This window comes from Paenibacillus sp. FSL R5-0908, from assembly GCF_038006245.1.
GTDB classification, from domain to species: Bacteria; Bacillota; Bacilli; order Paenibacillales; family Paenibacillaceae; genus Paenibacillus_AQ; species Paenibacillus_AQ odorifer.
Map to the genome: position 1 here is coordinate 3,898,507 of NZ_JBBOUV010000001.1, position 24,116 is coordinate 3,922,622.

Sequence of the window (24,116 nt, forward strand, 5' to 3'; positions counted from 1 at the left end):
CGGAACTGGATTCTTGAATATTCCTTTAATTACTATACTTTTTCAAAGCATCTGCCATATCCAATTTATATTGATCTACTTTATTGAAATTATCGATAGTGGTTACTACCATTTGGAAAAGATACTCCGATGTTCCTCCTAATTTTAGATTGTTACGTATTAAATTCATTACAATGTCCAAAACGATTGATGACGGAATGAGGACATCTGTAAGTCTAAACGTATGAGATAAGGATTGTGACCCTAAAGGCCATGGTAAGTCAATCGAAAAAGAAACGGGCACTTTAATATCCAATTTGAAATTTTTCATATTTAAACCTTTTTCAAGTTGATTCTGGATCTCCCCAAAAATATAATCGTTAAAAATCTCAGAAAATTTAGTAAAAGTAAAGTCGGAAACGTCTCGGCAAAGATCCACGAGCTTACGAGGATTGAACTTGATTTCTTTCACTGTCATAACAACAGGAGGGATGATTGCTTCTTGAATTATAGCTTCGACTGCTCCTCTTAACCCTTTGAAAAATTCATCTTTTACTTTACCGGCACCGATTAGAGAAAAAATGTTAAACGTTAGTACGTCAGCGGCTTTTTCAGCGATTTCCATTACAGGTTCAATCAGTTCTTTCATTAATTTTTCTTGCATTAACTTAGTTATGAAATCGGTAATAGTATTTAATATCTTGGCTATTACATTTAGCCAGTGTTCGATTATGGCCAGGAGCTCATCGATCAAGGCTTGAAACAACGCTGGAATCAGTTTTAGAGCGAATTGAATCATATGATCAGTTAAATGATTTATCAAAATTTTGGCTATTGCTTCTATTTCAGCCATTTGAGGCATCCACATCGGATCGCTTTGCAAATGGTTGGCGAAGTCCACGGCGTTACCTTTTATTGGAGTAAATATGTTTAGAGCATTCTCAAAAAGTTGTTCTTGTGCTTCAGGTGTCAAAGGCGCTACCATTTCCGCAATAATTTTAACAGCTGCCTCCAACGGTTTCTTTAAAATATCTTGAGCTCCAAGTGGTCCAAGAACATTTGCAGCCTGACCAGCAGCTTCGCGAAGAAGACCCTCGATTTGTTTATTAACTGAAGTCTGAATTCCGTCCATGACATGAATAACGCTTCTTCCAAGCATTGTGAGTAATACGCTGGATAATGCTTCTTGCATAGTTTTTATGTCAAAATTTTGAAATCCATTAACGATCTCTGGAATTAGAACATCAGAAGTCAGTTGTATGCAGGGAATCAGGGCTTGCTCAAATAGAATCTTAATCTCTTCCTCGCCAGCCAAAGTGTTCGAGATTGCAGTTTTTCTGGCACTTATTTCCGTATCCACGTAATGATCGAAAGCTTGATTTATGGCTCCAAGTGTTGATCTAAAAGAGTTTTCCCCTGTAGTCGAAGGAAATGAGGGACTAAATAAGAACTTCATTGCATCTTGGGCCGTTCCTGAAACGGCAGGTTTGAGAATTGCTGCTATCTCCCGAACGCTATCTACATGTTGTATGGTAAGCGTCAAAGGTTTATCAAGTAGAAATGATAGAAGATCCCCCTGGTTCAAATTTGTGTCAGAAGGACGGTTCAGATCTGTATTAATTGCACTTTTGACAGCGGGAGGAGGCTGGTAAGACAATTGTGCCGTAAAAGTAGGCATGGTTGCTTTATCTGCCGCTTGCACTGCAAGGGGGAGCAACAAAGCTGATACCCACAAAGCAGAAATACTTCTGACAAACTCCTTCTTAAGCTGCTCGTTTTGAATTAATGCTGATAATGAGTCTAAACGAACAAAAATTTCATGGTTATCCGGCACTAACTGAAAAGAATTAAAACCTTTCAGGGTTTGAATGACTTCTGAGGTTTGTTCAGCTGGTAAAGAAGCAAGGCCAATTAAACGAAGGATCTCTTCCTTAAAGAACACATTCATAGTCAAGAAGAACAACGATTGGAACTGTCCGCCAATAAATGTAAGAACGGTTTGCGCTAGTTTTTCGTTATTGCTCCCGGTACCTTCATTTAATTGTCTACTGACCTCATAGGCTGAATTCACTCCTATCCTTAGCATAGTACCGAGCATTAATGCTTGTTCCTGCTGTGTGTCAATAGCTTTATTAACAATACCCTCAATTAAGCGGTCCCCATAACGATTGACCAGTTTTGCAGAATCGGGGAATTTAAAATTGATGCCACCTCTATAGCCACCCCCCGCAATAAATCCCATTCCCGCCTCATAGACAAATTGGAATCCAGATTCCCCTAGAGTAGCTGTCTTATGTAAATTACCAAGCATAACAAAATTGGCATACGCCATAAAACCAACCGCAAATTGGGCGTACAAATAACCTTCGAGCTTTGATTCTTCTAACAATAGCTCAATCAATTCACCGGATAAACCATTTCCTGACGGTTTATTCTTCAGGATTTTCAATAACTCTTTAACTGTCATATTCATGCTTAATCCAGCCGCTACCGCCGCTTTAAGAACGGCTTGAAGTCGACCGGCTAGCCCGGCTTCGTCGAATAGATCCAGGGGCGTTTGTATCTGTACTTGGAGAAGAAGCGAAACTTCGGCACTCCCCAATATTTTTAATTCAGCCCATTTATTTAATAAATTATTGATTTGAGCCATAGCCTGTGCGCCTAACTTATAGTTCATTCCTCTTCTCATGCTACCCTGGCCCGCAACTAAGGTCTGTCCCTGAATATTTCCCCAGCTTTGAGTTATTGTACTTTGTTGAAAGATCTGCTGATCTTGATTGAGTGGCAATCTAACACCTCCATATTTACGTTGTTTTAGTATTAAGTAATATGGGTTATGAACTCATTTGATAACTTTTATGGAAAAAATTTGCTTGGACGAAAACGAAAACTTCTCATGAAACCTTTTATCCAATAACATAATTTCTGCTTTTCTGCTGACAGCTTGGTTTCCAAACTTAACATCAATGATAAACTCATCACTCAGCATCTGCCGATACCGGGATATAATTTCTTCTTCCATCAATTCTCCCATTGACTTCGTTTCAGTCGGGATTACAGAGATTCCAGCTTGCTCTACCAAGCGAAGATTTTGTTTGATATCTGTAGCAACTTTGCTAAGAATGCTTTCGCTTATTGCTGTCTCAATATCTACCATTCCTTCATTTGTATAAAAATGCTTGTTGACTGCAGCGAGTGCAGCATGTGAAACATGAAATGCTTGAATATCTTTTTGTATTTCATACTGCATTTCAGCTGTTTCGAATATCAAAGCAAGCTCCTGAACTCTTTCGGTCGTTTGTCCATTTATTTCACCAAAATAAGTTTTGGAACCAAATTGAGCGTATAAAATATCCTCTTTAATGTCTCCACCTGCACCAGGGAATCCTGGAAGTAAACGATCACCCACGATTTCAAGCCAGGAATTATAACCAATAGTGTTGGTCAGTGTAATTATTGTTTTGCTCTGATTATTTTTGATCGCAGACAGGGCAGATTCTGCCTGATCATATCGTACAGGAACAAAGATAAAATCATAGATGTCATCATCTGCAAGCTTTTCGACCGTCTTAATGGATAGTTGCTTTATCGTTCCGTTGTCGTTGTATCTCAAACCCTTCCGCTTAAGTTCATCCAGCCTTTCTCCCCGAGCCAGTAAAGTGACGTCAAACCCTGATTGTGCAAATCTAAGAGCATATAAACTGCCAATTACACCAGCGCCAAATATTAGAAGTCTATTTTGTTTTATATTCACTATTATCATTCCTTCCGACTAACTAGTCACTGATTGTTTAAGCAACATCTGTTTGATAAGATAATAGTATGGCAAGATTATGCTTACAACCGTCAATGTAAGAAAAGAGTTGCATAGACAACAAATTCCGATAATTGATGTTTTAGAAAGGGGAGACTCAGATGGTACATCAAGAAGATCCGAGAGTATTACGGACTCGCCTGTTAATAAGAGAAGCTTTCAGAAATCTTTTAAAGACTAAAGGATTTGATTCAATGACAATAAAAGATATCTCACAGAAAGCTACGATAAACCGGGCTACTTTTTATGCCCATTATGAAGATAAATATGCTTTACTCGATGAATTTACAGAACAGTCTTTTCATCAAATGATTCCTGAACAAGTAAATAATGCACGGGAGTTTTCAGATGAAATATGTAATCAGTTGATCTTGTTGACTCATCAGTACATCGTTGATTTTTATCAGAAATGCAGAATGGATTCCAAATCCATTGCTAAGCTGGTGGATGAGAAAGTGAAAAATATGCTGCAGCAAATCATAGAAAACATATTTTTAAAAGGGGTTAATTACGATATTGCAGACCGCCAACATACAAAGATCATTTCAGCAATGACAGGTTCAGCGATCTATGGCGCTGCATTTTCTTGGTTAATTGAGGGAGAGGATGATCAGACCGATTTACTTGTGGACATTGTTCGTCCTTATGTAATGAGTGGCCTGGGACTCTTGATAAGATAGAATAGGAGCGCTTAAAGGCATAACACTCGGGATAAGTCACACGAACAGGAAAGTTTAATCACTTCGCCAAGATTATTAGAAAGGTGGAACCTATGGTTGATTTTGACTGGTCATTTTGGGAGACGGTATTACTTTATTTCATGCTCATTTTTTTCAAATCACCAGTAGGTATAATTATCGTAATTATTTTTGTTATTATTTTTATTAAGTTTATAGTTGATAAACTAGTCATCAAATCCTAAATTGCAAATATCCACAAAAACTAACGCTTCGGACTCTTCCGAAGCGTTAGTTTTTGTATTCGCAAGTTATGTTTCGTGGTCTAATGCATGCCTAAATTCAGAAAATAATAATTCTCAAATTAACTATTTTAAATTTTATTAAAATGATATAAGATAAGGTAACAAACGAAACAATACGAAACGTATCGTTCTATAATTACAGGTTTTTATTAACTTAAATAACATCTAGGAGGTGAAATGAATATGAACGGGAAAAACAAAGAACCTCGAAGTAAAAAGGAGATTCTTACTGCAACTCTTGAAATGTTAGAATCCAACAGTTATTCATCTTTAACGATTGAGGCGATTGCAGCACAAGCTGGAGTAGGTAAAACAACCATCTATAGATGGTGGGAAAATAAAGCACGTCTTGTACTGGACGCTTTTCTAATGACCGTAGAATCAGTGTTTGAATTTGATAGCAATAAATCCATTGAGGTTAACTTCAAACAACAGCTTGAAGCTTTAGCTCGTATCCTCAATAGCAAAATCGGGAAATCCACTTTAACTATAGTTACAGAGAGCGAAGAAATCGCGAAAGATTTTTACATATTGTTTTTAATGACAAAAAGAAATGAAGCCAAACAATTACTCCAAGCAGCCATAGATAAGGGAGAATTGAAATCAGCAATTAACCTGGATATAACTTTAGATCTGCTTTATGGTCCCATTTACTTTCAAATTCTTATCTACAAAAAAAATCCGGATGCGGATTACATAAACGATTTGTTGATCCATGTCTTAGAAGGCATCACTGTTGCAAATTAATAGTAAACCGGGGGATATTCACTTTATGAATCAGACGATAGATGTTCAGAATTACAATAAGAACTATTCATTAATGACGATTATTTTATTTTGGTGTGGATTAGTTATTTTAACTAGCATGTATATTACAATTCCATTATCCCAAGTATTTTCACATGCCTTTCAGATTAGCCCGAGTGAGGCGGCTTGGATTGGGAGTTCATTTTCTCTTTGTTATGCTCTGGGTTGTCTTTTGTATGGACCTTTCTCAGACAGATATGGACGTAAAGTATTTTTAGTAGCCAGCATTATTGGGTTAACCGTAGTTACGCTTGCGCTAGGATTTGTGGATAGTTTTTACGGGCTTATTATGCTCAGAGGAGTGCAAGGCCTAGTGGCTGCTGCTTTTGCACCTATTGCGCTAGTGTATGCAGGGGAAATGTTCCCTCCTCATAAAAGATTAACAGCCGTTGGATTTATAAGCTCAGGACTGTTAATGGCAGGCATAGTAGGCCAGGTTTTTAGTGGGATTGTTAACGAAGCTCTGGGCTGGCGTGCTATTTTCTTTATTTTGGGGATTGTGTATGGTATTACTTCAGTGATTGTAATGAGGTTCCTTCCTAAAGATGAAATGCTAAGACCGAAAGAAAATGTTCTGCGGAAGTTTAAACAAATGACAATTCTGCTAAAACAATCACAATTGCTTTTGGCTTTTGCGATAACCTTTATGCTCCTATTAACTTTAGTTGGCATGTACACCGTTTTGGGAAGTTATTTAAGCTCAGCTAAGTTTGGACTTTCCTCACAGGATATCCTTTATATTCGTGCATTTGGAATCGCGGGGATGCTTTTAGCACCCTTTTCCGGAAGAATTGCTCAAAAACTTGGAATGGCCGCTGTTCTAAGAGGGGGCTTAGCGCTAGCTGCAATTGGGTTGCTTGCTCTAGGTTTTAGCACGAACCTGCCACTTCTTGTCCTAATGAGCGTCGTATTTGTGGCTGGTATCGCGCTGGTAACTCCCGTTATCATCTCAATCGTCAGTCAATTAGGGGGAAATGCAAGAGGGTCTGCTATTTCATTCAATGCATTTATTCTATTCCTAGGCGCTAGCACAGGCCCGATATTAGCTTTGAAATTATTAAAAACAGAAAATTATTCGTTATCCTTTACTATATTAGGTTCTATTCTTTTATTAGGTTTTTTAATCTCACTTTTTCTTAGATTATCGGCTAGGGAACCCGCAGTAAAAAATGAACGGGCTGCTTCTTTACCCACAGAGTGATAGGAATGATTAAAGAAACGGAGATTTGCATTGTTGGTGGTGGACCTTCTGGCCTCTTTCTAGGGCTGCTGTTAGCCAAAAACGGAATTAGAGTTACCGTACTGGAAAGTCAAACAAGCTTTAATCGCAAGTTTAGAGGAGAAGTTCTTCAGCCTCGATTTGTAAAGCTCATGAAAGAGCTGAACCTGGAACAGTGTCTTGAAAAGTATGAGCATATAAAATTATTTAATGCTGAGATATGGAATAATAAGAAATATATCACTCAAATTGATTATGAAAAAGAAATGCCGGAGGCACCTTACGCAATTAAAATAAAACAATCCGTCCTGTTAACTTTTCTTTATGATCTAGCAAAGGATTATACTAATTTCGAGCTCATTTTTAACGCTAAGGTCACTTCAACTATTAAAAGTACAAATCGAACAGTCGGGGTAAACGCCTTAGTAGATGGACAAATGACTGAGATCCATGCTTCTTTAGTAGTCGGAGCGGATGGACGGATGTCCACGGTTAGGAAGACAAGCGATTTTTCTTTTAAGTATAAAAAAGAAGATTTTGATTTAATCTGGTGCAAAATATCGACTAATGAGTTCAAGCTAAATCAAAAGCTCCTTTTCAGATTGTCTGATTTTAGTAACTTCATAGGGCTTCCTTATTCCTCTGATTGTGTGCAAATAGGTTTCACAATGAAGAAAGACCAATGGAATACCGTAAAAAGCAAAGGCATCGAACCATTAAAGCTTGAATTCATAAAGGCCTTTCCTGAGCTTAAAGAAGACATTGAAAAAATCGGTGATTTCAAATCGTTCGTTTCTATCCAATCAGAGACTTTTATGGTGGACAATTGGCATGATAAGGGTTGTATTCTAATCGGTGATGCTGCACATTGTTCTTCTCCACTCGGAGCTATCGGATTGTCCTTGGCTTTTGAAACAGCGCTGGTCACAGCTGAACTTATTGTTGCATCAAAATTAGAGCCAAATCATGAATACAAGCGTTTAGATCGTTTGCAGCCCATTCGTAATCGGGAAATTCGTTTTGTGCATTTTGCTCAACAGTTGATAATCAGCATGATCGTTAAATCCCCTAAAGGGATTAAAAACTTCTCGCTAGCGTGCATGAAACTGATGGGAAATAGCAGGATCGCTAGATATTTAATGCGGAGATTCTTTTTGGGGAGTCCTAAAATAACGGTTGATAATGCCTTTAAATTTTAACGAAGCCTCATTCCTAAGTAGAGTTCATTGGGAATGAGGTTATTTTAATTTGTTGAAACGCAAAGAATTTGTATAGAAAACGCTTTCTATCCATTGTAAAATACAGGTTGAGGTGTAATTACAAAACAAGGATGGAAATCCCATGCGGATCAAATTTAATATTTTTCAGAAAATGCTAGTGTTGTTGCTGATTCTGCTAACCCCGGTCGTGGCGCTGTACTATTATTCTACCTCTAAGAGCATCAACGTTATACAGGAGGAGCTTATCAAAGCCAGCCTGAACCGGATGGAGCTTTTCGTGGCACAACTGGATGCCAGCATTGAGAAGTTCGACTTAGTCTCCGCACCTATGCTCGTTGACACGAACGTGCTGGAGTACCTTTACAACTTCAACATGAGCGATTATTCCCTAATGAAAACAAGGCTGCTGATCCAAGAGAAGCTGTCGCTGGCCAGCGCATCGGGCAACTGGCGCAATGACGTGACCGTCTATTTCCCGCAACGAGACGATAGTATTTCTTCTTCCCCCTCCTATGAATATGACCTTAAAGAGTTTGAAAGCCGATTTTCGCTAGGGTGGAGCTACAGCGAAGATTTGGAAATTGGCTCCAGTTTTACTCGAACTTATGTCACTACGGGTTACAAACCAGCCCGTCCGGACGATTTGGATGTTGCCGTTCGCATTAACCTCTACAAGTGGAGCTTCGAAAATTTGCTTGATACCTACAAATCTGGTCACTCTGACAACCCATTTTTTTACAAAGAAGGACATGCCATCATCGCCAGCCGATCCGCAGATGGGCCCAAGATGGACCAAATCATCGCGGAATTAGGCGGCAGGATCAATAGCCGGGATTCAAGTTTTTTAATTCATTCCTTCGACGGCAGGCCTTATCTGATTACCTATTATTATTCCAATATTCTTGAGTGGCATCTCGTCGATTCTGTTCCACTTAACCAGATTATCGGACCTATCAAGCAACAGCGGTTATTGTTTGGAGCTTCTTCGATTATTTTGCTCCTATCCTGTATTACCGCCGCGTCTGCCTTGTACTGGAACGTACATCGACCTATTTTCCAACTTGTGCGTGCGGTGCAGCGGATTAAGGAAGGCGATTACGCCTACCGGCTGCCGAAGAAATCAAACAATGAATTCACGTTCCTGATGCAGAACTTTAACGAGATGGCGACACAGATCCAAGATCTCATCGAGAATGTCCTACAATCGCGTATCCTTGCGCGCGATGCTACGCTAAAGCAGCTACAAGCACAGATCCATCCTCATTTTCTGTACAATTGTTTAGGTTTCATCATTAATATGACCAAGATGGGGAAGAATCGGGCTGTCATAGACATGGCGTATCATCTGGCTGACTATTACCGGTATACGACACGAATGGATAATCAAGGAGTCAGCCTGAGTGAAGAACTGGCGTTCGTGCGCATTCACCTCGAGATTCTTCGGCTTCGCAATGAGACGCTGTCCTACAGCATCGAACTGCCTGAAGAGTTGGCGGAGCTGCGAATTCCCCGGCTTCTTATCCAACCGATCGTGGAGAATGCGATCGTGCATGGACTTGAGAACGTCGAATATCCAGGCCGGGTTGAAATTAGAGTTTACGTCAATGAAGACCAATTACTCTTGGAAGTGGAGGATAACGGAAAAGGATTAAATAAAGAACGGATGGACCAACTGCAAATGGAGCTTCATATTCCGGCCAGCGAATATGCAGGCTGCGGTCTTTGGAACGTATATCAAAGACTGCAAGGCAACTTCGGTTCAGACGCTCAAATTGAGTTTTGCCCGTCCAGACTGGGGGGGCTAAACGTCAGGCTGATTTGGAGTATGGGGATAAAAGACGAAACGAAGGAGGAAGAGCAATGAATAGCCTGCTTGTAGTTGATGATGAGAAACATTATGCGGACAGTCTGGCAGATACGATTCCATGGGCGACACTTGGTATCTCCCGCGTTTGGAAGGCTTACAGCGCGAGTGAGGCACTTGCTCTGATAGACTCCTTCCCCATTGACATCCTTATGACGGATATCCGTATGCCGCGCATGAACGGCCTGGAACTGATCGAACAGGCCAGGCTACGTATTCCAGGGCTGAAGTGCCTGCTGCTCACAGGTTATGCGGACTTCGATTACGCCCGAAAAGCGATTGAGCTGCAAGCGCTCGATTACCTGATGAAGCCCGCGAAGGACGAGCAGCTACTTACGGCAATGAGCCGGATCATTAAGCAGCTTGAGCAGGAGCGATCAATCGAACAGGGCTTCCGTATCTACCGAGATAATAGTGCAGAATTGAAAGCAGGGTTGTTACTCAAAGTGCTCAGCGGAAATCTGAATAGCAAGGCGCTTGCAGAGAAGTTAAAGCTGTTTGACCTCCCTCTTCCCATACCAGGTCACGTCTCAATGTGCCTTGTTCGGTTGGGTTCCCCTTTCGACGGACAAGATCTCTATTCACAGTCACTGATCCGGTTCGCGGTAACAAACATGCTGGAAGAATTGCTAATGGACCGCTATGACTGCTGGTCGGCTGCGGATGATGAAGGAAACCTGCTCGCTCTGGTATACGACCTATCAGGAGCACCACCCGATCCGGAATGGGTGCTTGAGCGGATAGAGCGATTAAAGCAAGAAGTACAGAGTTTGCTTAAAGGTAAAATTTCTGTAGGGGAAACCGACTGCTTATTCCCGGAAGGACTGCAAGCTAGTTATATGACAGCTAAATCGCGATTGGATAGTGACGGTTTTTCGGGTGGGCAGGTGCCTGAGCGGAATGAAGAGGAAGCGCGTCTTATGCGCAAGCTCTACGAAACGCCTCTGCTGACACATCTTTTGGAAACGGAGCAATGGGAAGCGGCGGAAACTAAAATCCGAGCGTTCGTGTCACCGCTAATGCATACGGGTTCACCTTACCTCATGCGCGACGTCTTTTTCTTTCTCTCCAATGCCTTCCAGTATATCGCGAATCGCAGTGGCAGGACGCTGGCCCAAATGCTCACTCCTGAGCAATCGGCTTTCGTTAAAGGAAAAGCGATGCTGCACGCGTCGCAGTTGGAAAGCTGGGCGCTCGACTTACTACGCACACTTCGCGATAAGCTAGGGGAGGAGACCGAGGACCACAGCCAGGTGATCGTCCGGAAGACGCAACTTTACATCCAGAAGGAGCTGGACAAGGACTTGTCACTTACTTTGCTGGCCAAACGCGTCTTCATACATCCTAATCATCTGTCAAAAATCTTTAAGCAGTGTACAGGCACTACCGTATCCCAATTTATTTACGAGCAGCGTATGCTCAAAGCCTGCGAAGTGCTCAAGCATACAAATAATAAAATCTACCATATTGGTGAAAGCATTGGCTATCCCAATACCAACTGGTTTATTCGAAAATTTCGTGACTATTATCAGGTGACGCCGCAGGAATTCAGGGATAGATACCGATCGGGAATGGAGTGATTGAGCCGGTGAAGAAGCAAAAAAGAAAGGTCATCTTTCTATGGGCAGTTCTGAGCGGAATGCTGCTAGTTTCCGGCTGTTTAAGTAACACAGGGAAAACCGCACAGAACAGTACATCCAATGGGGAAACGAAGCCGGTATGGGACTTTAAATACGATCCGCCTATAACGATCACTACAGGAATCGTGGACGAGAATCGGCCTAACGCATTCAAGCCAGATGAGAGCCTTACAGACAACGTGCATACCCGCTGGATGGAAGATAATCTGGGAATCGTCACGAAGTTTGATTGGATTGTCAGCAAGTTCGAAGATGCAGATACCAAAATTCGGCTGGCGCTGGCTGTGAATGGCAAGCTGCCGGACACCCTTAGCGCTGAAGGAGACATCCTGAAGTATCTGCTGAAAGCCGACAAGCTGCTTCCGCTTGATGATGCCATCGAGAAGTATGCGCATCCTAAGCTAAAAGAAGCGCTCGAGAAGTATGCTTATACTATGACAGAAGTAACCAAAGACGGCAAGATATATGGACTTCCCCGTTTTAGTGCAGGAGATGAGGGAACGGTCATGTGGATCCGTAAGGATTGGCTTAAGAAACTGTCGCTGAACCCGCCTACGACGATAAGTGAGTTGGAGAACGTGCTGAAGGCATTTTCTGAACAAGATCCTAATGGGAATGGCGATGATGACGAAGTTGGTCTGGCGGTTCCGCTAAAGGAAGGTCCCTGGAGCTGGATGGGGCAGACAGATGCGATCGTCGGAGCTTTTTCAAGGCAGATGATTAGCACGTCTGACATCAAACTGTTCTGGAATGAGGACGAGAAGGGCAGCTTGATCTTTGGCGCCGTACATCCGGATGCTAAGAAATACCTGGAAACGATGGCGTCCTGGATGGCGAAGGGCTACATGGACAGGGATGCAGGCATGCAGGACCCGAGCCAAGCGTCCGAACTGGCGGTTAACGGAATGGCTGGTGTCATGTTCGGCCCGTTTTGGATGGGAGCCTGGCCGCTCGGCGATACAGTGAAGGTCGACCCGGAAGCGGATTGGCAGGCTTATTCCCTTCCTGCCGGACCGGATGGGTTAAAGGGCAAAGCACAAAAGCCGTTGTACGGTATCTACACGGTGTTCAGCAAGGATTTCACGAATATGGAAGCCTGGTTCGCTTATTATAACAAGTTGCTTGCCAAAAATTTTGGACCGGATGATCCGTACTTCGATCCCCGATTCGCACCAGGGTTTCACGAAGGTTACGATTATGTGATCATGAACGACAAGGTCATTACTGTCAATTTCGCGACTGAAGGCGTGCCGAATGCAAAGTGGCCGCTTGCGGACGGGTCTTCAATGGATATGCGCTGGATGCTCTATCCGCTGACAGGTGGCGCTCCAGCCTTGCCTTATATGAATGCGGATGCAATCAGAAAATTATCTGAAAATTCGGAAGCCATAGTGACGACGCCGATCGAACAGGCCATTAAAGGTTTAAATTCGGCTCAACTTACGGCGGCTGGGGTGGCGATTGCCGAGCAGGGACTCGAAATCCCGAACCGATACCACGGACCTTTAACGGACGGGATGGAGAAACACGGAGTGTTCCTGCAGAAACTCGCAACGGAGAGTTATCTGAGCATCATTTATGGCGAGAAGCCGCTCTCCTACTTTGATGAGTTCGTAGCCCAATTTTACAAGAATGGCGGCGACGTAATCACGAGGGAAGTAAATAATTGGTACATGGAAAACAAGCCATAATATTGTGGCTTGTTTTCTTCTATGTTCCTTTATTTCTTCTATATAACAGGATTAACTTCGTGAATTAAAATGATTTTATTAGAAAGCGTTTTCAATAAAAAAGAGGTGATGGTATACGCAGACAATCATAGAGTAACTCTCACAACTAAGTATAGACTTTCGAACTGAGTTTTGTATGAAGCGGAGCGAGGCAAATTATGCTCACAAAACTTTTTAGGAGGAGAGGTAATGAGGAAAAAAGTAAGCGTGTTTCTGGCATTAACTATGTTTGTGACTATCTTTTTTTCAAATCCGATCAAGACTAATGCGGCAACCCCCGAAGCGCCTGCAGGGTGGAGAGACTTACTGGATTACCAAATATTCAGTAATATATCCGACGGCTGGGCAGGAGATAGCGGGTTTGGATTGGAGACGGAGAACAGTAAGCTGCCCATAGATTCTACAGCAATGTACAATGGATTGCCTTCATTATTGTTGAATGCGAAAACGCCTACCAGTCCTTCCTGGTACAACGCTTTAATTACGGTTGCAGGCTGGAAAGCGTATGACTTTACCTCTTATCATCCAAATGGATTCCTTGAGTTTAATATCAAAGGAAATGCGGGTGGAGAGTCCTTTTTACTGGGCTTCAAAGACCGGGTATTCGAAAGAGCTGCCGGCAATGAAATTACCACTACAGTAAACATTAACAACTACGTCAACATTACTACAAGTTGGACCCATGTGAAGATCCCGTTAAAGGATCTAATTCAGGTCTCCCAAGGAATTGATGTATCTTCAATAGATGCATTATCCATCAAGAATAATGGTTTTCAACCTTTAAAAGTCTGGCTTAATGACATTAGGGTTACGTCTCCCGATAAGGAGAAAGAGTACGCACCCATCAAGGTCAATCAATTAGGGTATCCCGTAGATGGAGTAAAGCAAGCGCTCGTAACCGGTTTTGAGGATGTGCTCACGGTCGATGCAGGTACTCCGTTTAACATTATTAACGCCACAAACAATTCCACAGCTTATTCCGGAACGCTTGTACTCACCAAAAATTATGATGCTATCGATAGCGGGGAGCGTATTTTCACCGCCGATTTCACGAATTTAACGATTCCGGGAAAATATTATGTTTCAGTGCAGGGTCTCCAGAATTCGCCCAAGTTCACTATCGGCGAAGCTAACGAAATCTATGAACCCTTTTTAAATGACGTAACGAGATACTTCTATTACCAGAGAACCGGGATTAATATTACCAGCCCATACACTCAAAATTATCAAAGAACAGATTTTACTCCTGACACCGCAGTACCTTTAATGTCCAATCCTTCCATCAAAAAAGATGTTTCCAAGGGATGGTATGATGCGGGCGATAAAGGCAAGTACGTTAACGCAGGAGCCAAAGCCTTGTCGGATCTCTTCTGGGCCTATGAAATGATGCCGGAGAAATTTACGGACAATCAATTTAATATTCCTGAGAGCGGAAACGGCATTCCCGACATCCTGGATGAGGCAAGGTGGGAACTGGAATGGATGCTCAAAATGCAGGATGCTGCAACTGGCGGTTTCTATGCGCGAGTGACCTTTCAGGATGACGACAATATGGTAGACAGAGAAATTATCGATAAGGATACGGTAAGCTCGCGGACTGATATCAAAACGACCGCCGATACAGCTACCGCAGCAGGTGTATTGGCACATGCCTACTTAATTTATCAGAATATTGATCCGGCTTTTGCCCAAAGTTGCTTGGATGCGGCAATAGACGCATGGGGGTACCTGGAAGCACATCCGGAAAATATTCGGACGCCTAATACGGGCAGATGGCCTTACGATGTGACGGATGACGCTTCGAATCGTCTTTGGGCTGCAGGCTCCCTGTACCGATCGACCGGCGATGCCGAATACAACGATTATTTCCTGGCGAATTACACTGATATGGGAATATTTTTTGAGGATACCCTTGATTTCGCCAGTGGTTGGGCAAACACCTGGAATACTGGCTTCTTCAGCTATCTGAAAGCCGCTAATCCGGACTCCGGAGTCTTAAGCTGGTATTCAGATAAATTCCAGCAATGGTTCAATGACAAAGTGAGCAGATATAACGATAGCCCTTGGAAAAGCATCATTAAAGATGGTAACTACTATTGGGGAATCACCATGCAGGTTGCGGACACACCGATGGAAATGATCATCGGTACGAAATTGCTGGGAACCTTTGAGAGCAACCGCGCTATCATTAATGAGATTAACAATAGCCAGTTAGACTGGATTCTGGGGCAGAACCCGGTAGGCGTATCTTTTGTATCAGGTTACGGCGATAACAGCGTGAAATATCCGTTCAGCATCATGTATAGAACGGATGGTTTACCTGGTGTACCTAAGGGATATCTGGTCGGAGGACCGAATAAATACTCCAACGACATAACTGTAGGAAACCAGATATCAAGATTTGCAGCCAAGAACTATACCGATAACTTCCAAGAATGGACTACAAATGAACATACCGTTTATTGGAATTCAGGGTTGGTATTCATTGCCGCATTCGCAACCGGAAATAGCAGCAACTCGACCATTAATCCAACGACTGCTGCCTTTGATAAGAAAACCACAAATCAAGCTGATATTCCGGTGACCCTAACGTTGAACGGCAACACGCTCACCGACATTAAGAACGGTACGACATCTCTGGTTGTGGACACGGACTATACCGTTTCGGGTAACACGGTCACTCTACACAAGAGCTATCTCGCGCAGCAGCCAATCGGCACGGCGAACCTCACTTTCCTGTTTAACGCCGGTTCATCTGCTACGCTATCCGTTGCTGTGAACGATTCGTCGGTTAATAACTCGACGATCAGTCCGCCGACCGCTACCTTTGACAAGCAAACCGCGAATCAGACCGACATTCCGGTGACCTTGACGCTGAACGATAACACACTCATCGGCATTAATAATGGCACGACTGCTCTAGTTGCTGGTACGGACTACACCGTATCAGGCACGACAGTGACGATCCAGAAGGCTTATCTGGCTTCCCAACCGGTGGGAACAACCACGTTGACGTTCAACTTTAGCGCAGGAGCAAGTGCGAATCTTGCGGTCTCCGTGGTCGATACCTCCTCTACCGGAAGTGGTTCTATCACAGTTCAGCAGTACAATTCTCCTGTTACGGCAACGAGCAATTCGTTAAACCCACGGATAAAGCTGAAGAACACCGGTACCACTGCCATCAATCTGTCCGACGTGAAGCTTCATTATTATTACACGATCGATGGGGAGAAGGACCAGAATTTCTGGTGCGATTGGTCCACTGTCGGCAGCAGCAACGTAACTGGCGCCTTCGTCAAGTTGCCGGCTCCTTTGACAGGAGCTGATCATTATCTGGAACTCGGCTTTACGAGCGGAGCCGGAAGTTTGGCAGCTGGAGCCAGCATTGAGCTTCAGATCCGCATGAACAAGACCGATTGGACGAACTACACGCAGACGGGGGATTACTCCTTCGATCCGACCAGTTCGACTTACACCGATTGGAGCCATACAACTGGCTATATCGCAGGCGCTCTTCAGTGGGGAACAGAACCTCAATAAGTAACGACACAATTGCCGTTACATCTCAATAGTGAAAACCTGAACTCCCCATTACCGCCTAAACAACGGTGTGGGGAGTGTGTAAGACAGTGAAAGGAGTGCAACAACTCTATTGAAAGCTATGCCACTTCCTACAAATAGGAAACCAATACGTACTGTACGTAATTTTTCCATCGTGAAGAATCTTCGTACTTACTGGATGTTCTACGCAATGATGCTGCCGGGAATCGTTCTGCTTGTTATAAATAACTACATCCCTTTATTCGGAATCGTTATTGCCTTTAAAACAATTAATTACCAAGACGGTATCTTGGGAAGCCCTTGGACAGGGATGAAAAATTTCGAATACCTGTTTGCCTCGAAGGATTCGTACATCATCATTCGCAACACATTGCTTTATAACTCGCTGTTTATTGTATTGAACATGGCGCTTCCACTGGGGTTCGCCTTGATGCTTAACGAGATGAAGAACCGCTTTCTCTCGAAGCTACACCAAACGATCATGTTCCTGCCATACTTCCTGTCGATGATCGTCATCTCGTACTTAGTGTATGGGTTCATGAGCGACGAGCGAGGATACTTCAACGGCACGTTGCTGCCGGCGCTTGGTCTTGATTCCGTACGCTGGTACTTCACGAAAGAAGTGTGGCCGATCGTCTTGCCGATCATAAACACGTGGAAGAACATGGGGTACTACACGGTTGTGTACATGGCGGCAATTATTGGTATCGACGAGGAGTACTACGAAGCAGCGACGATAGACGGGGCGAACAAGTGGCAACAGATCAAGAAAATCACGATTCCTTTGATCATGCCAGTCCTCACGATTATGACGTTGCTGCAGGTTGGGCGGATCTTCAATGCCGACTTTGGCCTATTCTTCCAAGTGCCGCGTGAATCGGGGGCATTGTTCCCTGTGACAAACGTTATCGATACCTATGTCTACCGCACCTTTCTGACCGTTGGGGATATCGGACTTTCCTCAGCAGCAGGCCTGTTCCAATCAGTCGTTGGTTTCATCTTGGTTTTTGTATCCAATTGGGTCGTTCGCCGCTTTAACCGCGAGAACGCGCTGTTCTAAGAGAGGAGCCCTTATGACCAATACAAAGAGTAAATCCCTATCTGGGTCCAATCCAAAGAATCAGCTGTCGGGATGGGCGTCAACCCTCATAAACATCTTCTTCGTTATCTATTCGGCGCTCTGTATCCTACCGCTTTTGCTGATTCTTTCGGTATCGTTCTCCGATGAGCAGTCCGTTATGACACACGGATATCGATTTATGCCCGAAAATTTCAATCTAGCAGCCTATCGATTCCTAATGAAAGATATCAGTCAAATCGTTCATTCCTATGGAATCTCACTAACCGTCACGGTGATCGGTACGATACTAAGCGTCATCATAATAGCGCTGTATGCGTACCCCATTTCTCGGAATAATTTTCCACAGGCTAAGTATTTTACATTTTTTGTTTTTCTAACGATGCTGATTTCCGGCGGCTTAGTCCCTTGGTACTTGGTATACGTTCAGATGCTGGAATTAAAAGATACACTTTGGGCACTGATCATGCCGCTGATCATGTCCGCATTCTGGGTACTGATCATGCGCACTTTCTTTAAGGAGACTGTACCTGAAGCTGTGCTGGAGTCAGCCAAAATAGATGGGGCAGGGGAGCTACGGATATTTATCCGAATTGTATTGCCCTTATCTCTGCCGGTTCTGGCAACCGTTGCACTGTTCCAAACACTGACATATTGGAACGACTGGTTCCTAAGTCTAATGTTTATTACAGACAACCACAATATATCCGTGCAGTACTTTCTTTACAAGATGATGGTCAACATCCAGTACTTATCCAGTAACCCGAACGCGATGGCTGAAATTACCCGAGCTGGCGGAATGATCAACTTCCCGAGTGAAACCGTGCGTATGGCGATGGTGGTTGTAGGTGTTGGACCTATTGTATTTGCTTACCCGTTCTTCCAGAAATACTTTATCAGAGGCCTGACAGTAGGCTCCGTTAAAGGCTAAGATTGCCGATCACTTACGTGGGCACGGAAACGGCTAAAACCAGTATATGGTTTAGCATATCATTCTATTTTATGGGGGGATTACTTGAAAATGAAGGATACGAAAAGCAAGGCTTCACTGCTTCTCACACTGATGCTTATCTCAGCATTAGCCACTACGGCTTGCGGCAATTCAAACAACTCGAACAACGCTACACCGGATAATGCCGGAAAAGAAAGCGCCGCACCGAGCTCATCAGCGAATTCAACCACAAATAATACATCCAATGAGCCCTCGAAGCTGGAGCCCTATAAACTAAAGCTGGTCTACGAAGGAGCTCCTCAGGCGGACGAGGCTATCGTCGAGGAAGCGCTGAACAAGATCTTGACTGAAAAAATCAACGCGACGGTAGATATCGCACCAATCGATTGGGGAGCATGGGATGATAAGACTAACCTCATTATCGCTTCTCGAGAGCCCGTAGACATTCTATTTACAGCTTCATGGAACGGGTATGCAAAGAACGTTGCCAAAGGTGCTTACTTAGATCTCGGTCCCTTGCTCGATCAATATGGCCAGGGCATTAAGGATAGCTTGGATCCAGCTTTTCTCGATGGCTCCAAAATCGGCGGCAAAAATTATGCAGTCCCTACTAATAAAGAATTGGCATCGTCAGGGGGCATTGTGTACCGGAAGGACATTGCCGATGAACTCGGCATCGACATGAGTAAAGTGCAAAAAATCGAAGATTTAGATGCCGTTTATAAGATCGTTAAAGAGAAGAAGCCAACCATGTATCCGCTGTATACAACTGGTGGTACGTTCGCCTCTCACTCCTTTGTGGAATTGGATTTTTTAGGTGATACGACGATACCTGGCGCTATCGATAAGAATGGCACGGAAGCGACAGTCAAACCGGCCGAAGAGTATCCCCAATACTTAAATGCATTAAAAGTAACCCGTGATTTCTTCCAGAAGGGGTATCTTAACAAAGATGCGGCCACTTCCCAAACGTCATCCCTTGATGCTTATAAGACGGGCAACGTATTCTCCACCGTAGAGCCTCTCAAGCCAGGCAAAGCAGAGGAAATCGCATCCGCGACAGGACTTGATGGCAAGCTTGCACAAATTACTTTGACAGGTAAAACGGTCGCCACATCGGAGACTACCGGCGCCATGTTAGCCATCTCATCAACGTCTAAGAACCCGGAACGCGCCATGATGCTGATTAACCTGCTTCATACAGATCAAGAGATTATTAATCTGCTTAACTTCGGTATTGAAGGTACGCATTTTACACTTAATGGTAATGTTATGACGCAGACGGAGAAGTCAGGACAGTACGCACCGGGCGTCGCTTGGGAGCTGGGAAATCAATTCCTGAACTATGTCTGGAGCTCGGAAGCTCCGGACAAGTGGGAGCAGTTCAAAAAGTTCAACGAAGGGGCCAAATCGTCACCGGCGCTGGGCTTCACCTTTGACAGTGAGCCAGTCAAATCAGAAGTTGGAGCACTAGCAAACGTCCTAAGAGAATATCAGAAGATGCTTGAGACAGGCTCGGTTGATCTGGATAAAGAATTGCCTAAATTTATCGCCGCCCAAAAATCGGCCGGACTAGATAAAGTCATTGCTGAAAAGCAAAAACAGCTTGATGAATTCCTTGCCAGTAGGTAATATGCGTTCATAGCGAATAAAGGACCTACTCATTGTTCTGGATAAGAACAATGAGTAGGTCCTTTTGACTTTTGCTATATAATTCATAGTTCAACTAGGATTTAAGAGGCTTGATCAAATTGGCTATTATAAAGCTCAGCATAGAAACCATTTTTGGCAAGTAGTTCTTCGTGGCTGCCGCTTTCCAGTATATCGCCTTCCTTCAAAACCAGAATCACATCGGCGTTCTTAATGGTTGAGAGTCTATGCGCAATCACAAAGGAGGTTCTTCCTTCCATAAGCTTATCCATTGCCTGCTGAATCAAGAGCTCTGTTCTTGTATCGACTGAGCTTGTGGCTTCATCGAGGATGAGCATTGGAGCATTCTTGAGCATCGCACGGGCGATGGTAAGCTGTTGCTTTTGGCCGGTGGATAAATTAACCTTGTCATTTAGTATGGTATTGTAACCGGCACTTAAGGTCTGAATGAAATGATGCAAGCCTACCGACTTACAAGCATCTTCAACTTCTTTATCGGTTACACCTGTTTTGTTGTACACTAGATTTTCCCTGATAGTGCCCTCAAAAAGCCAGGTGTCCTGCAGGACCATACAGAATAGATCATGGATATTTTCTCTTGTTAAGCTGCTGATGGGGGTATCATCTATATATATTTCTCCGCCTCTTAATTCATTAAAACGTATTAGAAGATTTATCAGTGTAGTTTTACCTGCGCCGGTAGGACCGACTATAGCAATTTTTTGCCCAGGCTTAATCCCTGCAGAAAAATCTTTAATCACAAGTTTATCTGAATTTTCATAAGCAAATTGCACATGTTCAAAATCCACTTTGCCCACTGCAGTTTTAAGATGTCTTTCTTTATGACTTTCATTGTCCATTTCATCAGCATCGAGGAACTCAAAGACACGTTTGCTTGCTGCGGAAGCCGATTGCAGACTTTGTGCGGCTTGAGCAATTTGAGAGAGCGGTTGTGTAAAATAACGCACATACAGTATAAAGGCTACAATGACCCCAAAGGATATCGTTCCGTTCATAGCAAGTACAGCACCAACGACACAAACGGCCACAAAACCTAGATTGCCTATAAACATCATAATCGGCATCATAAGACCGGAGAGGAACTGCGCTTTAAATGCACTATCTTTAAGATTCATATTCAGGGATTCAAATGTATTGCGCATTTGTGATTCACCATTGTAGGCTTTCACTACTGTATGTCCTGTATATACTTCCTCCACATGGCCATTGATTTTCCCTAAGTATTCTTGCTGACTTTGAAAATACTTTTGGGATTTTTTCATAATTGCCGCTATGAGGCCAAAGCCAACGATAGTTGCAACAACCGCCGTAATAGTCATGATCACATTTGTTTTGAACATCATGATGATGGATCCCGTAAAGAGGGCAAGGGCAGTTACCAGTGTGCCGACGCTTTGATTTAAAGCTTGCCCGATCGTATCCACATCGTTGGTAACCCGGGACAGGATGTCACCGGTTGTAGAATTATTATAATAAGAGATCGGAAGTTTGTTCATTTTGCGTGAGAGATCGGCTCTTAAGTTTTTGGAGACCTTTTGCGTAACTGCGGACATAATTAATCCTTGTACCAAAGATAACACAGCGCTAAGGATATAGATAAATACAAGGAAAAGGCCGATAGAAGTTACTGCTTCCATATCAATTCCGGTGACGAGGCCCGCCGTGATCAAGTCTGTCATCTCTGAAAGCTTATCCGGTCCAAGCAAAGTCAGAACCGTACCGATTGCTGCACTAATAATAGCTATAAGAACTACAGGGATATATTTTCTGCAATAGTGGAGAAGTTTGCTCCAAGTGTTGAGTTGCTCTTTGCTTTTGTTCATTAAGCTAGCTCCTCCTTTGAAAGTTGTGAGTAAGCAATCTCTTGGTAGACATCACAGGTCTGCATCAATTCATCATGTGTTCCCATGCCTGCCATTCGTCCGGCTTCCAGTACAATGATTTTATCTGCATCTTTGATTGTACCGATCCGTTGAGCAACGATTAGTATCGTTGTACCGCTGGATTTTTTCTTCAATTCACTTCGCAATTTGCGATCCGTCTTATAATCAAGCGCTGAGAAGGAATCGTCGAAGATCAATATTTCAGGACGACGGGCAATGGCTCGGGCAATGGAAAGACGTTGTTTTTGACCGCCAGACAAGTTCGTACCGCCTTGAGAGACATGAGCCTCATAGCTTCCTTCCATCTTTTCAACAAAATCTGAAGCTTGAGAGGTGTAAATGGCATCTACAACATCAGAGGACAGATCACTGCCATTGTCGCCAAAAGCAACATTAGAGCTCACCGTGCCGCCAAACAAAATCGCTTTCTGAGATACATATCCCATTTTATTGCGCAGTGCAGTTTGCTCATATTGGTTAACATTAATACCGTCCACCAACACTTCACCTGCTGTAGCATCATAAAAGCGAGGGATCAGGTTCACTACGGTACTTTTTCCGCATCCGGTTGAACCGATGAAGGCCACAGTTTCTCCTTTTTTCACCGTAAAGCTGATATCCTCAATAACGTATTCTTCTGCATCCGGATATTTAAAGCTGACTTTTTTGAATTCGACTTCACCCAACCGATTTGTCTTAGAGGAAGTAAGTGATCCGTTCTCTAAGCTTGGCTTAGTATCCAGCACTTCATTGATTCTTTTAGCGGATACATGGGCACGAGGCATCAGGATAAAAATCATGATCAGCATCATGAATGCCATAACCACCTGCATCGCATAGGATGAGAAGACAATCATATCTGAAAATAAGCCCATCTTCGCCGTACCATTGGCATTTTGAATCAAAATAGCACCAATCCAATATATTGCGAGACTTAAACCGCTCATAATGAGAGAAATACTTGGCATCATCATGGACAGTACATTATTGGCAAATAAATTCGTTCGGGTAAGCTCGCTGTTGGCTACGCTAAATTTATCTTCCTGGTAACTTTCCGCATTATAAGCACGAATGACACGAAGGCCGGTAAGATTCTCTCTTGCAACACGATTAAGATTATCAGTCAGTTGCTGCAATTTTTGGAATTTCGGAAGCACAAGCACGATCACTATGCCGACAATAAGAATCAATACCCCAATGGCGACACCGGTAGCAAGCGACCACTGCCAACTCTTGCCTGTAATTTTGAGCATTGCCCAAACGGCAAGGATGGGAGCCTTCACCAGCAGTTGCAGACCAATGACAATCAGCATTTGCACTTGCGTAATGTCATTCGTCGAACGAGTAATTAAACTATCTGTAGAGAAGTTGTTGATTTCTTCCATAGAAAAAGATTGTACCTTATCAAACAATTTGGAGCGTAATCTTGAAGAGAAGTTAGCGGCAATTTTAGCGGCGATCCCTGCCACTATGATTGATGTAGCTAAGCTGCCGAGAGCACAGAGCAACATCCAGCCTCCGGCTGCAATGATTTCGCTCATTTCACTTCCTGGTATCTGTACAAGACGAGTAATCTCGCTCATATAACCGGGCAATTCCAGATCCAGCCATACCTGTGTGACAATGAACAGGATGCTGATACCGATTAGGGTCCATTCCTTCGGCTTTAAGTACTTAAGTATAGTTACCATACATCTGACTCCTTTATGTGGCGTT

Annotated in this window: 15 protein-coding genes; 11 read left to right on the forward strand and 4 right to left on the reverse strand. The window is 43.3% G+C overall.

Going from position 1 to position 24,116, the window contains the following annotated elements; all coding sequences use genetic code 11:
• Nucleotides 1-25 precede the first annotated feature (25 nt).
• Nucleotides 26-2,767: a hypothetical protein gene (locus MKZ09_RS17735; protein WP_076201314.1), complete on the reverse strand. Its 2,742-nt coding sequence runs from the start codon at nt 2,765-2,767 to the stop codon at nt 26-28.
• A 54-nt stretch (nt 2,768-2,821) separates the two neighbouring features.
• Nucleotides 2,822-3,733, reverse strand: a complete 912-nt coding sequence (locus tag MKZ09_RS17740) for a ketopantoate reductase family protein (protein WP_076201312.1) — start codon at nt 3,731-3,733, stop codon at nt 2,822-2,824.
• A gap of 161 nt (nt 3,734-3,894) precedes the next feature.
• Between MKZ09_RS17740 and MKZ09_RS17745 the strand changes: the two genes are divergently transcribed.
• The 11 genes from MKZ09_RS17745 (at nt 3,895) to MKZ09_RS17795 (ending at nt 20,478) form a co-directional block, all read left to right on the forward strand.
• Entirely contained in the window at nt 3,895-4,473 is a 579-nt protein-coding gene (locus MKZ09_RS17745; RefSeq protein WP_076201310.1) for a TetR/AcrR family transcriptional regulator, read from the forward strand.
• A 485-nt stretch (nt 4,474-4,958) separates the two neighbouring features.
• Nucleotides 4,959-5,522: a TetR/AcrR family transcriptional regulator gene (locus MKZ09_RS17750; RefSeq protein WP_076201307.1), complete on the forward strand. Its 564-nt coding sequence runs from the start codon at nt 4,959-4,961 to the stop codon at nt 5,520-5,522.
• 73 nt (nt 5,523-5,595) lie between these two features.
• Complete coding sequence (locus tag MKZ09_RS17755; protein ID WP_256715046.1) at nt 5,596-6,783, forward strand: MFS transporter; 1,188 nt, start codon at nt 5,596-5,598, stop codon at nt 6,781-6,783.
• 5 nt (nt 6,784-6,788) lie between these two features.
• A complete protein-coding gene (locus MKZ09_RS17760; protein ID WP_076201305.1) occupies nt 6,789-8,000 on the forward strand; it encodes an FAD-dependent monooxygenase in 1,212 nt (403 codons plus the stop codon).
• A gap of 142 nt (nt 8,001-8,142) precedes the next feature.
• Entirely contained in the window at nt 8,143-9,885 is a 1,743-nt protein-coding gene (locus MKZ09_RS17765) for a sensor histidine kinase (protein ID WP_076201303.1), read from the forward strand.
• The gene (locus tag MKZ09_RS17770; protein WP_143767278.1) at nt 9,801-11,465 is read left to right on the forward strand and encodes a response regulator; all 1,665 of its coding nucleotides are present in this window, start codon (nt 9,801-9,803) and stop codon (nt 11,463-11,465) included. Before MKZ09_RS17765 ends, MKZ09_RS17770 begins: the two co-directional genes overlap by 85 nt.
• 8 nt (nt 11,466-11,473) lie before the next feature.
• A complete protein-coding gene (locus MKZ09_RS17775; protein ID WP_076133188.1) occupies nt 11,474-13,216 on the forward strand; it encodes an extracellular solute-binding protein in 1,743 nt (580 codons plus the stop codon).
• A gap of 228 nt (nt 13,217-13,444) precedes the next feature.
• The gene (locus tag MKZ09_RS17780; protein ID WP_076133186.1) at nt 13,445-16,795 is read left to right on the forward strand and encodes a glycoside hydrolase family 9 protein; all 3,351 of its coding nucleotides are present in this window, start codon (nt 13,445-13,447) and stop codon (nt 16,793-16,795) included.
• A gap of 121 nt (nt 16,796-16,916) precedes the next feature.
• Nucleotides 16,917-17,876, forward strand: a complete 960-nt coding sequence (locus tag MKZ09_RS17785) for an ABC transporter permease (RefSeq protein ID WP_038574490.1) — start codon at nt 16,917-16,919, stop codon at nt 17,874-17,876.
• Between the two features lie 13 nt (nt 17,877-17,889).
• The gene (locus MKZ09_RS17790) at nt 17,890-18,825 is read left to right on the forward strand and encodes a carbohydrate ABC transporter permease (protein ID WP_038571187.1); all 936 of its coding nucleotides are present in this window, start codon (nt 17,890-17,892) and stop codon (nt 18,823-18,825) included.
• Nucleotides 18,826-18,915: 90 nt separating this feature from the next.
• Nucleotides 18,916-20,478 carry an ABC transporter substrate-binding protein gene (locus tag MKZ09_RS17795; RefSeq protein ID WP_076133184.1) on the forward strand — a complete coding sequence of 521 codons (1,563 nt, stop codon included), beginning with the start codon at nt 18,916-18,918 and terminating at the stop codon, nt 20,476-20,478.
• 101 nt (nt 20,479-20,579) lie between these two features.
• Here the strand turns inward: MKZ09_RS17795 and MKZ09_RS17800 are convergent, their stop codons facing one another.
• Together MKZ09_RS17800 and MKZ09_RS17805 are read right to left on the reverse strand one after the other, a co-directional pair.
• Nucleotides 20,580-22,340 carry an ABC transporter ATP-binding protein gene (locus MKZ09_RS17800; RefSeq protein WP_076133182.1) on the reverse strand — a complete coding sequence of 587 codons (1,761 nt, stop codon included), beginning with the start codon at nt 22,338-22,340 and terminating at the stop codon, nt 20,580-20,582.
• Nucleotides 22,340-24,091: an ABC transporter ATP-binding protein gene (locus MKZ09_RS17805; protein WP_076201299.1), complete on the reverse strand. Its 1,752-nt coding sequence runs from the start codon at nt 24,089-24,091 to the stop codon at nt 22,340-22,342. Before MKZ09_RS17805 ends, MKZ09_RS17800 begins: the two co-directional genes overlap by 1 nt.
• Nucleotides 24,092-24,116 lie beyond the last annotated feature (25 nt).

What these genes read in the sequence shown, in the direction of transcription:
- MKZ09_RS17745 (WP_076201310.1), top strand. Translation starts at nt 3,895, where the DNA reads ATGGTACATCAAGAAGATCCGAGAGTATTACGGACTCGCCTGTTAATA.
- MKZ09_RS17750 (WP_076201307.1), top strand. Translation starts at nt 4,959, where the DNA reads ATGAACGGGAAAAACAAAGAACCTCGAAGTAAAAAGGAGATTCTTACT.
- MKZ09_RS17755 (WP_256715046.1), top strand. Translation starts at nt 5,596, where the DNA reads ATGACGATTATTTTATTTTGGTGTGGATTAGTTATTTTAACTAGCATG.
- MKZ09_RS17760 (WP_076201305.1), top strand. Translation starts at nt 6,789, where the DNA reads ATGATTAAAGAAACGGAGATTTGCATTGTTGGTGGTGGACCTTCTGGC.
- MKZ09_RS17765 (WP_076201303.1), top strand. Translation starts at nt 8,143, where the DNA reads ATGCGGATCAAATTTAATATTTTTCAGAAAATGCTAGTGTTGTTGCTG.
- MKZ09_RS17780 (WP_076133186.1), top strand. Translation starts at nt 13,445, where the DNA reads ATGAGGAAAAAAGTAAGCGTGTTTCTGGCATTAACTATGTTTGTGACT.
- MKZ09_RS17785 (WP_038574490.1), top strand. Translation starts at nt 16,917, where the DNA reads ATGCCACTTCCTACAAATAGGAAACCAATACGTACTGTACGTAATTTT.
- MKZ09_RS17790 (WP_038571187.1), top strand. Translation starts at nt 17,890, where the DNA reads ATGACCAATACAAAGAGTAAATCCCTATCTGGGTCCAATCCAAAGAAT.
- MKZ09_RS17795 (WP_076133184.1), top strand. Translation starts at nt 18,916, where the DNA reads ATGAAGGATACGAAAAGCAAGGCTTCACTGCTTCTCACACTGATGCTT.
- MKZ09_RS17800 (WP_076133182.1), bottom strand. Translation starts at nt 22,340, where the DNA reads ATGAACAAAAGCAAAGAGCAACTCAACACTTGGAGCAAACTTCTCCAC.
- MKZ09_RS17805 (WP_076201299.1), bottom strand. Translation starts at nt 24,091, where the DNA reads ATGGTAACTATACTTAAGTACTTAAAGCCGAAGGAATGGACCCTAATC.